Annotated in this window: 9 protein-coding genes and 2 pseudogenes; 8 read left to right on the top strand and 3 right to left on the bottom strand. The window is 41.9% G+C overall.

Translation table 11 applies throughout. The features are described 5' to 3' along the window. Positions 1 to 82 precede the first annotated feature (82 nt). Positions 83 to 286: a hypothetical protein gene (locus AAEY93_RS04770; RefSeq protein ID WP_101032130.1), complete on the top strand. Its 204-nt coding sequence runs from the start codon at positions 83 to 85 to the stop codon at positions 284 to 286. Between the two features lie 83 nt (positions 287 to 369). Here the strand turns inward: AAEY93_RS04770 and AAEY93_RS04775 are convergent, their stop codons facing one another. Then, positions 370 to 1,047 carry an SDR family NAD(P)-dependent oxidoreductase gene (locus AAEY93_RS04775; protein WP_124011783.1) on the bottom strand — a complete coding sequence of 226 codons (678 nt, stop codon included), beginning with the start codon at positions 1,045 to 1,047 and terminating at the stop codon, positions 370 to 372. Between the two features lie 276 nt (positions 1,048 to 1,323). On the opposite strand from AAEY93_RS04775, the gene AAEY93_RS04780 reads away from it, so the two are divergent. The 5 genes and pseudogenes from AAEY93_RS04780 (at position 1,324) to AAEY93_RS04800 (ending at position 8,815) form a co-directional block, all read left to right on the top strand. Continuing rightward, positions 1,324 to 2,085 carry a TSUP family transporter gene (locus AAEY93_RS04780; protein ID WP_101032129.1) on the top strand — a complete coding sequence of 254 codons (762 nt, stop codon included), beginning with the start codon at positions 1,324 to 1,326 and terminating at the stop codon, positions 2,083 to 2,085. Positions 2,086 to 2,173: 88 nt separating this feature from the next. Beyond that, positions 2,174 to 3,517: an exonuclease subunit SbcD gene (gene sbcD, locus AAEY93_RS04785; protein WP_124011782.1), complete on the top strand. Its 1,344-nt coding sequence runs from the start codon at positions 2,174 to 2,176 to the stop codon at positions 3,515 to 3,517. After that, a pseudogene (locus AAEY93_RS21265) lies at positions 3,514 to 4,164 on the top strand (AAA family ATPase); the annotation flags it as partial. The gene sbcD and the pseudogene AAEY93_RS21265, both read left to right, overlap by 4 nt. 2,520 nt (positions 4,165 to 6,684) lie before the next feature. Then, positions 6,685 to 7,212, top strand: a pseudogene (locus AAEY93_RS21270) (SbcC/MukB-like Walker B domain-containing protein); the annotation flags it as partial. Between the two features lie 319 nt (positions 7,213 to 7,531). Then, a complete protein-coding gene (locus AAEY93_RS04800) occupies positions 7,532 to 8,815 on the top strand; it encodes a peptidoglycan DD-metalloendopeptidase family protein (protein ID WP_164839576.1) in 1,284 nt (427 codons plus the stop codon). 851 nt (positions 8,816 to 9,666) lie between these two features. On the opposite strand, the gene AAEY93_RS04805 is transcribed toward AAEY93_RS04800, so the two are convergent. Further along, positions 9,667 to 10,866 carry a multidrug effflux MFS transporter gene (locus AAEY93_RS04805; RefSeq protein ID WP_124011780.1) on the bottom strand — a complete coding sequence of 400 codons (1,200 nt, stop codon included), beginning with the start codon at positions 10,864 to 10,866 and terminating at the stop codon, positions 9,667 to 9,669. A 92-nt stretch (positions 10,867 to 10,958) separates the two neighbouring features. Here AAEY93_RS04805 and AAEY93_RS04810 point away from each other — a divergent pair, with 92 nt between their 5' ends. Then, positions 10,959 to 11,450, top strand: coding sequence for a MarR family winged helix-turn-helix transcriptional regulator (locus AAEY93_RS04810; protein ID WP_124011779.1), 492 nt, complete (start codon positions 10,959 to 10,961; stop codon positions 11,448 to 11,450). Between the two features lie 650 nt (positions 11,451 to 12,100). Beyond that, positions 12,101 to 12,424, top strand: a complete 324-nt coding sequence (locus AAEY93_RS04815) for a hypothetical protein (RefSeq protein WP_124011778.1) — start codon at positions 12,101 to 12,103, stop codon at positions 12,422 to 12,424. 197 nt (positions 12,425 to 12,621) lie between these two features. On the opposite strand, the gene AAEY93_RS04820 is transcribed toward AAEY93_RS04815, so the two are convergent. Further along, on the bottom strand, positions 12,622 to 13,224 hold the full coding sequence (locus AAEY93_RS04820) for a YgjP-like metallopeptidase domain-containing protein (RefSeq protein ID WP_101034695.1): 603 nt from the start codon (positions 13,222 to 13,224) through the stop codon (positions 12,622 to 12,624). Between the last annotated feature and the right edge of the window lie 115 nt (positions 13,225 to 13,339).

Below are 13,339 nucleotides of genomic sequence, written 5' to 3' on the forward strand. Positions count from 1 at the left end.
ATCAATAATCTAATATGAGGTATCATCAGCAACGTCGTTGCTATTTCAGCATAACGGGCTTGATGGTTAAAAGGGTAACATCATGAATTTAAATGCCACATTGATTGGTCAAATTATTTTCGTTTTAACCTTGGTTGTGGTGTTCTTTACCTTAAAGTTTGCCAAAGGTAAAACCCCTAATTTACCGTTAGTTGGTTTTTACGCCATAGTGTTAAACGTTATTTTTGCGCCCGCAGGGTGGATATATTGCTGGTATTGGTCAACCAAACCATTTTTACCCAAATAAACCCAAACTCAAAAACATCACTAGCAGTTAACTTGGGATAATAAACCGTTCGTTCTACTTTAGGTTAACTAATTAACGGAATATTAACCTCGGTTAATGGTGATGTCAGAGACATAACCATGTTCTGTCGCTATTAAGGCTTGTTTGAGCATGGCGGCGGCTTCTGTTGCGGTCATAAAGCTTGAGGTATTAATGTCTTTGCCACTAGTTTGCCAAAAGTCTGTTGCCATTCCTCCTGGATATACCGCAATTAATTTCATCGGGCTATCTTTTAATTCTAATCGCAACGATTCAACTAAGCCTTTAACCGCCCATTTTACTGCACAATAGGTTGACTCATTGGCTTTACCTGCTTGCGCTGCGGTCGACATCACCACGATAACCGTGACCTTGTGATCGCGATAACGACTTACCAACTCTCGTAATACCAGAATGCTTGAAGTTAGGTTGTTGTTGATCAACTGATTAATAGCTTGCGGCGTTTGCTGTTCAATTGGGCCAAAATAACCACTACCAGCACAATGGATCACGCTGCTTGGTGGCGTTGATAAACGCGAAAATAAATCACTGACCTCTTCTGCCACACATAAGTCTGCTGCGTGAGTCTGCACCTTAACTTGCTCAAGAGGAGTCAAGCTGGCCATTACATCCGCTAATTTTTGCTCACTGCGACCAGTGATCAACAGGGTATGATCTTCTGCTGCATATTGTTGAGTCAGTGCAGCGCCTAAGCCGCTGCTCGCGCCCGTAATAACAATCATAATAAAACCTTCAGCCAAATTTACATTAGGTTGGCTACTATACCAATGCATAAGTGAACCGCAAAGTGCTTGTGTTGCATCAACGACTATCAATGGAAGGTGAATAGTCAAACATTGAGCTATTTAATAATCATTTATTTTCCAGAGTCGCTATTAGTTAAGTAAAATTGAATAAATATCTCGGAACGCTTTGTATTTTGACGATAAAGATTGTCTAATAACGCCTCGTCTTATGTCTTACCGACTTCACCCTTGTTGCTAATAACGAGAAACGTAATGTTTGAACTCACGCTCCAGCTCGCGGTTATTTTATTTTTTGTTGCTTTGGTTGCGGGTTTTATTGACGCGATTGCCGGTGGCGGAGGGTTACTGACTATACCGGCATTAATGTGGGCGGGATTGCCGCCTGCGGCCGCATTGGGTACCAATAAACTGCAAGCATGTGGTGGTAGTTTTTTTGCGAGTTTATATTTTGTGCGCAAAGGAATGGTTGATTTGCCTAGCATAAAACTGTCATTGTTATGCGCATTTATCGGTGCCTCTATCGGCACAATATTAGTACAAATGATCGATGCAAAACTACTGGAAGTGGTGCTACCATTTTTGATTTTAGCGATTGGCTGTTATTTTTTATTCTCTAAAAAAATTAGCGAGCAAGATCGCCAGCAAATTCTTACTCCGAGTGTTTTTGCCTTCACTGCGGCATTAGTCGTTGGGTTTTATGATGGTTTTTTCGGTCCCGGTACTGGGAGTTTCTTTGCGTTAGCGTTTGTCTCATTGGCTGGGTTTGGTTTAGCCAAAGCAACTGCTCATGCTAAATTATTAAACTTTGCGACTAACATCGCCTCGCTAATTTTCTTTCTTATCGGGGGGCAAGTGGCGGTCGTGCTGGGATTAATTATGCTCGTTGGCCAAGCGGTTGGCGCAACGTTAGGCTCACGTTTAGTGGTCACTAAAGGGGTTAAAATTATTAAACCTTTGGTGGTGGTGATGTCATTAGGTATGAGCGGGAAATTATTGTGGTCGCAATACATGTGATCTACATGTGGTCATAGTATCGATAATTTGGGCTTATTCACGCCATCATTATTTGACGTTCATGTTTGTTTATATTTAAAGGGATGTTATGCGCATCATTCACACATCAGATTGGCATCTTGGCCAATATTTTTATGGCAAAAGCCGCGCAGCCGAGCACCAAGCCTTTATGACATGGTTACTTGAGCAAATAAGCCTCCATCAAGTTGATGCCATTATTGTTGCTGGCGATATTTTCGATACTGGCACTCCGCCAAGTTATGCCAGAGCACTGTACAATCAATTTATTGTTCAAATTCAACAAACGGGTTGCCAGCTGATTTTACTGGGCGGTAATCACGATTCTGTTTCGACCTTGAATGAATCTAAACATCTACTGGCTTGCCTTAATACTATCGTGATCCCTGGTGCATTAGAACATTTTGAAGAGCATGTATTTGCACTTAAAACCCGCCAAGGTGAAATTGGGGCTATTTTATGTGGGTTACCTTTTTTACGCCCACGTGATGTAGTGTTAAGTGAATCTGGTGAGTCTTCAATGGATAAGCAACGCAAACTGGGTGATGCCATTAGTGCGTTATATCAGCGTTGTTTTGAGCAAGCTAAGCAGCTCAATAGCACATTTACCACGCAGGTACCCATTGTGGCGACAGGTCATTTAACCACGGTAGGAGCCAGCACTTCAGAATCAGTACGTGATATCTATATTGGCAGTTTAGATGCCTTTAATGCGGCACATTTCCCCGCGGCAGACTACATTGCATTAGGCCATATTCATCGCCCACAAGTGGTGGCGAAATCTGCGCATATTCGTTACAGCGGCTCACCGATAGCATTAAGTTTTGATGAACTATCGACCAATAACACCAGTAATAAATCAGTGTTTTTGGTTGAATTTACTGATGCTCAATTATCCCTCGTCACGCCATTAATGGTGCCTATTTTTCAGCCCATGCAGGTGCTAAAAGGTGATTTAGATAGCATTGAGCAGCAGATAAATGCATTTTCTTCTCAAACAGCCGCGACAAAAACCACTTGGTTAAGCATTGAAGTATCGCAGCAAGACTATTTGTCTGATCTACAGTCTCGTATTGCTGACATGACTCAAGACAAGGCGGTTGAGGTATTGCAATTAAAGCGTGCCCGTAGTCAACGACAGCAACACATTAAAAAGCTTGATAATGAAACCTTATCCGAGTTGAGTGTCGAGGAAGTGTTTGCGCGCCGTTTAGCCCAAGAGCAATTTGACAGCGATCCCCAACAGGCACAATTAGGCCGAATTAAGCAGCGCTTTAGCCAAATAGTTGCCGAGGTGGAGTCAGAGCGAAACACCCAAGAAACCGCCGCGAGCCATGTTCTGCAAGAAACGATGACCCATCATGGTAAAACAGAGGTTGCAACAAAAAGTGCTACAGACGGTGAACAGTCATGAAAATTTTAAGCCTTCGTTTTAAAAATATTAACTCGCTTAAAAACGAGTGGAAAATCGACTTTACCCAATCGCCTTTTGCTGAAAACGGACTATTTGCCATCACAGGCCCAACGGGTTCAGGCAAAACCACGATACTCGATGCCATTTGCTTAGCGCTTTACCACCGAACGCCGCGGTTAAATAATATCTCTAAAACCACTAACGAGTTAATGACTCGCGGCACCGCAGAGTGTTTAGCCGAAGTCGAATTTGAAGTGAAAGGCATTGCCTACCGCGCCTTTTGGAGCCAACGTCGCTCGCGCGACAAAGCCGACGGTAACTTGCAAGATGCTCAAGTGGAACTGGCACAACTGAGTGACGGTAAAATTCTTGCCAGTCAAATAAAGCGCAAAACGGAACTCATTGAACAGATCACCGGGCTCGACTTTGCTCGCTTCACTAAATCGATGATGTTATCTCAAGGGCAGTTTGCCGCTTTTTTGAATGCCGATGCCAATGACCGAGCGGAATTACTTGAAGAGCTCACCGGTACTGAAATTTACGGGCTTATTTCTGAGCGGGTTCATCAGCACTTTAGTGAAGCCAAGACTAATGTGAAATTACTCGAGGCCAAACTGGGCAGTGTCGAGTTGTTTGATGAACAACAAGTCGATCAACAAAATAAACAAATTGAACAATTTAAACAAACATTGGTGCAGCAACAATTACAACTGACTCAGTTAAGCCAATTTATCACTTGGGCCACTAATTCTGAGCAAGCACAGCAGGCATTGGTAAAGGTTCAGGGCGAACAGCAAGACGCGCTAACGTGCCAGCAGCAACATAGTGAAGCGTTAATACAATTGCAGCATAGCGAGCCGGCACAACACATTTTGCCATTATTTGAGCAACAGCAAAAAGCGCACAAAAAAGTCCAAGAGTTAACCGCACAGATCCGTCAATTAAGCCAACAAACCGAGCAAGCTGAAACGGCACTGCAAACCCATAAACACCAGCACACACAGGGCCAGCAACAGGTTAAGCAAGTTAATCAGGCGCATAAAACACTGCTGTCGTTGATCGATGAGCAAGTACTGCCGCTGGATCAACAAATTAATCAGCACAGTTATCAGTTATCTCAGGTCAAATTAACCCATCAACAAACATATGAACAGCAACAAAAGGGCCGCGAGCAACAACAACTGTTATTGACCCAGCAACAGGCGCTGACAGCGGCGAAGCAGCAAATTGATCATCAACTTGATAGTTTGCCTCAAGGTCAAGAAGTGGCTAAAAAGTTTGCCGCTTGGCAAACCCAATACACACAAGTTGTGCAACTAAGTGACCAACGTAGCCAAATTCATAACCAATGTACTCAGCAACAAGCCGGCATAAAACAAACTCAAGACACACTCACTGCGCTCGCGCCGCAAATACAACAGGCTCAAGCGGAGCTAACTCAGGCGACAGCGCAGCAAGATGACAGCCAAAAAGCATTAATTACGCTGTTGGCTGGACAAGACGAAACGAAAATTAATGATGATTATCAGCAAGTTGTTCAGCAGCAATCTGGGCGTTATCAATTAACCCAGTTGTTTAGCCAGTTTGCACGCCAGCAACAGCAATGTCAGCAGTTAACCCGTCAATCGGCGCAATTTAAGACTGAGTTGCAGGCACTGCTACAGTCTCTTACTGTGGTGAGAACTCAGTGGAGTGATAAAAATCAGCAAGTTAAAGATGTTCAAATGTTGCTACAGCAAGAGCAACAAATTGCCAATTTAACCATCGAGCGCGCCAAACTAAAAGCGGGTGAGCCTTGCGCCTTGTGCGGCTCGACCGATCATCCGCTAGTTGAGCGCTATGAAGCGCTGAATGTGTCGGTTACCGAGCAAAGGGCGCAACAGTTACAAGCTGAACTTGATGTGATTAAACAGCAAGGTGAGCAACTTAACCATCAGCAAACGGCGTTACAAGTTAACGATGACAATTTACAACAATAGCTAAGTCAAATTCACACAGATATTCAAACCATTGCGCAGCAGTGGCGGCAGCAAACTGAGACATTATCAATCTCTCTTGAGTTGGATTTGCAGCAAGAACAAGCATTAACCGATTACATTGCCCAAACCGAAACCAAACAACAGCAATTGGCTGTCACCATTACTGAGCTTAGCCAATGTCAAAAAACGTTACATCAACACCAACAGTATGTGATTCAAGCACAGCAAGCGCTCGTTAAGCAGATCAATCAGCAAGGGTTATTACAACAACAGCTTGATAACTTGCAGCAAGGTTTACTCAACCATCAACAGCACATTGAGGCCGTCACTGCGCAGCAAACTGCATTAATCAATGCGCTTGAAACACAAATTACTGCTTCAGGGTTAACGCCGCCAACAATAGTGAATGCCGTTATATGGCTCAACGAGTTACAACAACAACTCGAGTGTTGGACTCAAGCGCAGCAGCAGGCTGTCGACAATCAGCAGCAATTGAGTATCACAGCTGAAAAGCTCATGGCCAATCATCAGCAAGCGGACGAGCAGACCGCCAAGTTAACCGCGATCAGTGAACAAGTTGATAAGGTACAGACGCAGCTCAGTACTGTGTTAGGTCAACGTAACGAGGTCTTTGCTGATAAAGTCATTGAGGATGAAAAACAACGCAGTCAAACGGTGTTAGATCAAGCACAACAACAATTTGAGTTAGTACAGCAGCAATTACAAATAGCAGATAAGCACCTTGCCAGCTTAAGTGCACAGCAGCAATCCATGCAAGTTCAGGCAACACAAGTTAATCAAGAATGGCAGCAATTACAAAGCCAATGGAATAGTGCTCTACAAGCGAGCCCATTTTCCGACCAACAAGCTTTCGAGCAAGCATTACTCTGTGCTGATGAGCGTCACAGGTTGCAACAGCTTAAACAACAGTTAGACAATGACATTGTTAAGGCAAATACCTTAGTTGAGCAAGCCATTGCGTTGCAAGCGGAGCTTGCTCTGCTTGGTCAACAACATAACTATGATTTAACCCAACAAGCCGTCATGCTCCAACGGCATCAAGCCCTCGATTCTGAGCATCAACAATTAACGCAGACGCTTTGGCGGTTAACCCATGAGCTAGAGCTAGATGCAAGTAAGCGCGAAGGGCAGCAACAATTGCTAAAAGAGCAGGCACAACAGCAGCAAGTTTACGACGACCTCGCTTATTTGCATGCACTAATAGGCTCACAAAAAGGCGATAAGTTCCGTAAATTTGCCCAAGGGCTTACATTAGATCATTTAGTCGCATTAGCGAATCGACAGCTTGAACGCTTACAAGGCCGTTACTTACTCGAACGCAAAGAGTCAGATGCATTAGAATTACAAGTGCTCGATACCTGGCAAGGTGACACAGTGCGCGATACCCGTACACTGTCTGGTGGTGAGAGCTTTTTAGTTAGCTTAGCCCTTGCGTTGGCGTTATCTGATCTAGTAAGTCATAAAACGAGCATTGACTCACTCTTTTTAGATGAGGGCTTTGGTACCTTGGACAGCCAGACATTAGATACTGCATTAGATGCATTAGATAATTTAAATGCATCGGGCAAAATGATAGGCGTCATTAGCCATATTGAAGCCATGAAAGAGCGGATCGATGTACAGATAAAAGTGAATAAAATGAACGGTCTTGGTATTAGCAAATTACAGAATGAATTTGCGATTAATGCAGGGTGATCTGCCTCAAACTCCAGTGATTACTGCAATCGAGTTCAAATTAAAGGTTAAATAAATAATATTTTATATTTGTAATATGATTGTTTTTTGATATAAAAGAGTGTTGGAATGTAATTTGAGTGCAAAAGTCGGTATGTTAAACCGTTTTTACCGGATGGCGTAGTATCAAGTGTAGGGTTATTTTCATTATAAAAATGAGATAATGACATAGCGTTAACTGACGTTAGCCTCTGTGTCGCAATAACAATGTGCAGTAAAAGAAAATAAATATAAAGAGTCGTCTTTTAGGGTGGATTAGATATTGCTAATAAGTAAAGTTATGGACTTCCAGCGGCTAGCCGCAAGTCAATTGAACTTACCAAACGTGACAAACCTGCACAAGAAAGTCTTGTTAGTAAGTGTATTTGCTGTAGGCGCTGCGCTTTTATGGCCAACACAACAAGAGTTTTCATCACAACGTATTCCTGTGGCCATTGATATTGATTCATTATTGCCACACATAGCTCAGCAAGATACAGCTTTGACGATCGTTAAGCCTGCAACACCTATTTTAAATCGGGTGATTGAAAGTGGTGATACCTTAAGTCGTTTGTTTGAATTAGCCGGTATTGACCAACGAACCATGTATAAAGTGCTTGAGGCTGATTTAGAAGTTTTAGCTTTAGATACCCTGTTACCGGGTAACCGCATCCAATTTTGGGATAATGCCGATGGTGAACTTGATAAATTAGAGCTGTATTTTAACCCTGCTCATCAAGTGGTATTTACTCGTTTTAAAGACGGAACTTACGCCGTAAATGACATTAATATCGATGGCATATGGCAAAACCGCATTGTGGGCGGTGAAATTAACGGCTCTTTTTATGTATCGGCTAAAAATGCAGGCCTAAGTGCTGCCGAGATTCAGAAAGTCGAATCACTGTTAAAGTCAAAATTAAACTTTTCACGTGAGTTACGTGCAGGTGATACATTTTCGGTTTTAGTCAACGATCAATTTGTTGAAGGTGAACCAACAGGTATCACATCGATTGAAGGCATTCGTATTAATACCGGGCGTCGGGACATTACCGCGTTTCAAAATGCTGATGGCAACTATTACGATATTAAAGGTCAAAGTTTAACGCCTGCTTTCCAACGTATCCCATTAAATAGAACTGTGCGGTTAAGTTCTCGGTTCAACCCCAACCGCAAACACCCGATTACGGGTCGGATTCGGCCACATAATGGTACCGACTTTGCTACCCCTATTGGTACTCAAGTGGTGGCTCCGGGTGATGGTGTGGTGACGCTGGTTAAGAAGCATGCTTTCGCGGGTAACTATATTGTGATTGAACATAACAATAAAGTGCGTACTCGTTACCTGCATCTGTCGAAATTTTTAGTTAAACGAGGCCAACGTGTAAAACGAGGGCAGGTGATTGCATTATCAGGTAATACGGGTGCGTCAACGGGTCCACACTTACATTATGAGTATATTGTGAATGGTCGTCCGGTAGACGCAATGAAAGCCGACATCGCAGAAGCTAAAGTCTTACCTAAAAAGCAATTACACGCCTTTCAAGCTTTGGTACGTAGCCGAAGCATGATGATGGATTTGGGTTAATTAGCTGAGGCTTATTACACCGAGTGTAGTTGTGATAGCCATAAAAAATGCAGCCTAAGGGCTGCATTTTTTATGGCTTGCGGGTATCCATGTTGTGTTGGTATTTTAGTTTTTCATTCTCCTAGTCATGGTTGCGAGTCAGTTTTTTTGATCTATTATTTATGGCCTGCGGCCACTAACATCGTGGCGCTTCGCCACATCAGACCAAGAGGAAACCAACGGCTATTGTCTCTTTATTCTTTATAAAATAATTGGCCCAGCCGCCCAGCCGCCCCGCAACATTTTTCCAATAGATTAAATAACCGCTGCGAAAAGGTCGCTATGGGGATTGATCCAGTTTTTAACTTCATTTGAAGCCTGCTTCGGCTCATCTTGCAGTAAAGAGTGAAAATGCTATAGCTTCCTATGGGGATCTGATAGGCAGGATGCCTTGAAGCACATGGATGTGCGAGAAAGGCCTTCAGGCTCACGCAGTCTTTTGTAAAGAGTCTTCAACGGCCTCAAGTTAAGTGTTGTATATGTACATTTAGACCGAAAATGACGCCAAGGCGCAGCAAACTACCAGCGCTGGTCGTGTGCCTAAACGCTAACTTTTTAATCCCATAACATCACTTTAGGCTTGATTGATATCAAGCTATCCTGCTGTGTTAAATCGACCATATTACTGATGAATTGGCCATCGAGTGCTAATTTGTTAAACCATCCTGTTGAATTTGCTCGATGATAAAATTATACAAGGTGATCGCAACTCAAATAGAAAGGGGTTATTTGTTATTTCAAAAAATGGGCCGCTATGTATTTCAGCTATGTATTTCAATGTATTTCAATGTATTTCACTCAGAAAAAATAACTTAACCAGCATGGCTGAGGTTTTGAACGTTATCTTCAGCCTGAGCTTGTGGTCGGTAGAGCGCACCACAAAGTGCAATGATCGTGGCGGTCGTCATTATAAGCACAATCGGCCATAGGGAATCATCACTCAATATTGCTGCTAGAGCGCTCACTGCTGCCCCAACAAGATATTGAGTCGCACCTAAGGTTGCCGCTGCAATCCCTGCATTTTTACCAAAATAATTCATAAAACAGGCACTTGAATTGGGCATTATTCCTCCTATTGTTGCTGTTGTCGCAACAAAACCAAATACAGTTAGCCACAAAATGTTAGGGAAAAAGGCGGTTGCAACCACCAATATCAACACACCAAGCATCTGAATACTTAAAAATATTTTCAATAATTGATTCGGCTCAATCCGCTGTAATAAAAAATGGTTAAGACGATTTATAACAGCAACCCCAGCAACATTAAGGATCAATAATCCAGAGAAAAACGCCTCATCAACATGGAATTGCTCCATGTAGGCAAAAGGAGCATTAGTCAAAAAAGTAATTAAGACAGAGAAGCCAAAACCTTGAGCTAATAAATAACCTAATGCACGACGTTCTCTAAACACACTAAGGTAACCACGATTTTTAACCCTTTGTTTAGTTTTAGTTTCTTTGGGCATGATGACGATGACCGATATGGTCACTATAAGACCGAGCAATGCTAATGAAGTAAAAATCCAGCCCCAGTCCAGGGTCTTTAAAATGACAGTTCCCACGGAAGGCGCAATTGAAGGAGCCAGCATAGTAATCAACATAATTAATGAAAATAACCGAGCAGAATCTTTTCCTGACGTGTTGTCTCTTATAATGGCAGGAACACCGACAACGGCAATACCACCGCCGATAGCTTGGATCATACGCAATCCCCAAAGCATTTCTATTGAATGGCCATAGGGAATAAAAAAACTCGCAATGGAAAATATGGCCAAACCTGTGATAATGACAGGCTTGCGACCGAATCTGTCTGATAATGGTCCGCCAATCAATTGACCAATAGCGAGGCCAAAGATATACAAACTAACCGTCACCGCTATCAATGATATATCCGTATTGAGATCTTCAGCCATGACCGGAAGAGCGGATAAATACCCGTCTGTTGCAAAAGGTGTTAATGCGGAGATACCCGCCAATAAAAATAATAATGGTGTAGAAATAAACTTACTCATAACAGCCTAACTTGCTTTCCAGAAAGGAAGATAGTAGTTGTATTTTAGCTTTCTAGCAAGTTATATTGTCTTCATTAACAAGGAATGAGATTATGAGCAAACAAAAATCAATTACTAGCATACTGACAAAAACAGCAGAGAATTGGCCGGAATCCAATCAAAATATTTCACCTGAAATATTAAAAATTCATCGAATTCACCAACATTTACAGCAGAATTTAACTAAAGTAGTTGAACGTTATGGCCTCCAATCGGCTGATTTTAGTGCATTAGAAACATTGAGAAAAGAACCACCACCGCACTGTTTATCAGCCACAGCATTATCTCATTCTATGTTGTTTAGCTCCGGAGGTTTGACTAAATTGTTAAATCGGATCACTAATGCAGGTTTTATCGAGCGTGTAGATAACCCACAAGATAAACGTGGAAAGTTAGTTCAACTAACCGAGAAGGGTAAATCTTTAATTGGCAAAGTAATTGTTGAATTACATCAACAAGAGCAAGAAAAAATGGCTTTTTTATCTAAAAATGAAAAAACAGCATTAAATGTGTTACTCAATAAAATATTAGGCGAATGGGAATAACGTGAACGAAGAGGGCGGTTATCCATCAATAACTGTAAACTGAAAAATATCACGATATCAGTCATTACAGTGTTCTCTTTCGTTAAAATGGTGGGATATTCACTTATTAATTTATTTGGCTAACAAAGGGTTGGATGTCTAGCCTTTTGTCATTTCCCATAGATAAATCAAAAAACTGCCAGATAACATGGCCACTAACCTTTTCTTCAAAAACGGGTGGCGATGTATTTGGCGAATAATTTGTCGCTTTACATCAAAGATATAACAATTGTAGGATGCTATTAATCAATAACTTAAGCGGCAGACTTTATTTGACGAGCCGTTCAATAAGTTGTTAGGAGCCAATAAAAGGTGAATTATTTTGATTTGCATAAAGTTATTTTTATTTAGTGGAGCTACCAATGCATCGATGTGGGCAATGTAGACAGTTTACAAGAACGCCAGAAAATCAAAAAGATTTATGTGGCTCTTGGGATCAACCAACGACTGCTACTCGGGAGGCTTGTGGGTTCTTTAGTCCCAAGAGAGTAGCTCGCAAGACGAATGATAACAAGGGTTTTTAAGTCGGACTCTTAACAGTTGGCTCATTCCGCTCCATTTTAGCAAACTGTTTCTCGCCGTTTATTGCGTGTTAGCGATACAGGAAAACGATGAAGTATATTTCAATTTTATTTGCTTTATTCTGTTCTGGTATTGCATATAGTTCAGAAGTTATTACTTGTGGAGATGCTACGTCTGTAGGACGTGAAGCTAAATTAGTTTTACACTCACATGCTCAGAAGAGAGCACAGCAAGCAATTGAGTTATTCGTTGAAAAAAAAGTAAAAACGCCCTACGTAAATTTTTATGGACAAGTAAGTGACTTAAAAACAATGAGTTCTTTAATAGAGGTGTACTGGTGTGAAACACAAGAAACACCTTTGCACTCTGCTTATTATCGCTTTTACTCAAATAACAAATCAGTATTCCAGTAAATGTGTAGCTAATAAGCGCCTAAACAAGAGGGCGCAAAATCTAATACTTTTACTCATGCGAAGTGAAAACAGTTGTATCTATGCAGTAACTTATTTTCGTCCAGAAATGAGTTACAACACAATCTAATTGGATGATGTCTGAGCTCAATTTCTGGGCAACTTTTTAAAAGCAAAAAGTTGAGCTAAAAGCTCATCGATTATTTCGCGTAAGGCGATTGGCCCACTTCTTCGGCTACTAACCAGACTCGCATATCAAATTCTAACTGATGGTAATCCGCGAGCATGAAGGTGCACAGTTGATAAAACGCTTTGTTGTGCTCTTTCTCCCGCAGGTGAGCCAATTCGTGCACTACCACCATTTGCAATAGCTCAAACGGAATGTGCTTTAAGCGCGAGGTAATTCGAATTTCATTTTTGGCTTTGACTTTATTACCTTGACGGCGATTAACAAATGAATGCAAACCTAGCGCGTGATGGCTTAAGCTAATCTTGTCATCAAAAATGACTTTGGCTAATGGATCTGATTGACGCATATACGTATTTTTTAATGCTATTGCCATATCATACAAGGCTTTGTCTGTGCGAACGTCGTGTACTTTCGGGTAACGGGTTAAAAAGTGGGTGCCTAATGCGTTTGCATCAACCAATTGGCGAATTTTATCAACCACGTCAGGCTGGTAACCGTTTAAATACCGTAACGCACTTTGCTCATTTTGCTGTTTTTTAATGTCGGCGCTAGTGATCAACAGGCTTATATCGGTTTTGGGTTTTAATGCTTGGCTTGCCGATTTGACGGGCATTTTAGGTGGGGCTTTGGGCGCTTTATTGTCTGACATAGGTCAACTGATTGTTTTTGACGTTACCGCTATCTGTGTCGGTATCGGTAACGCCAATATAGAACGGTGGCAGCAGTGG

It is taken from the genome of Shewanella sp. CAL98-MNA-CIBAN-0140, assembly GCF_040309905.1.
Classification (GTDB): domain Bacteria; phylum Pseudomonadota; class Gammaproteobacteria; order Enterobacterales; family Shewanellaceae; genus Shewanella; species Shewanella psychromarinicola.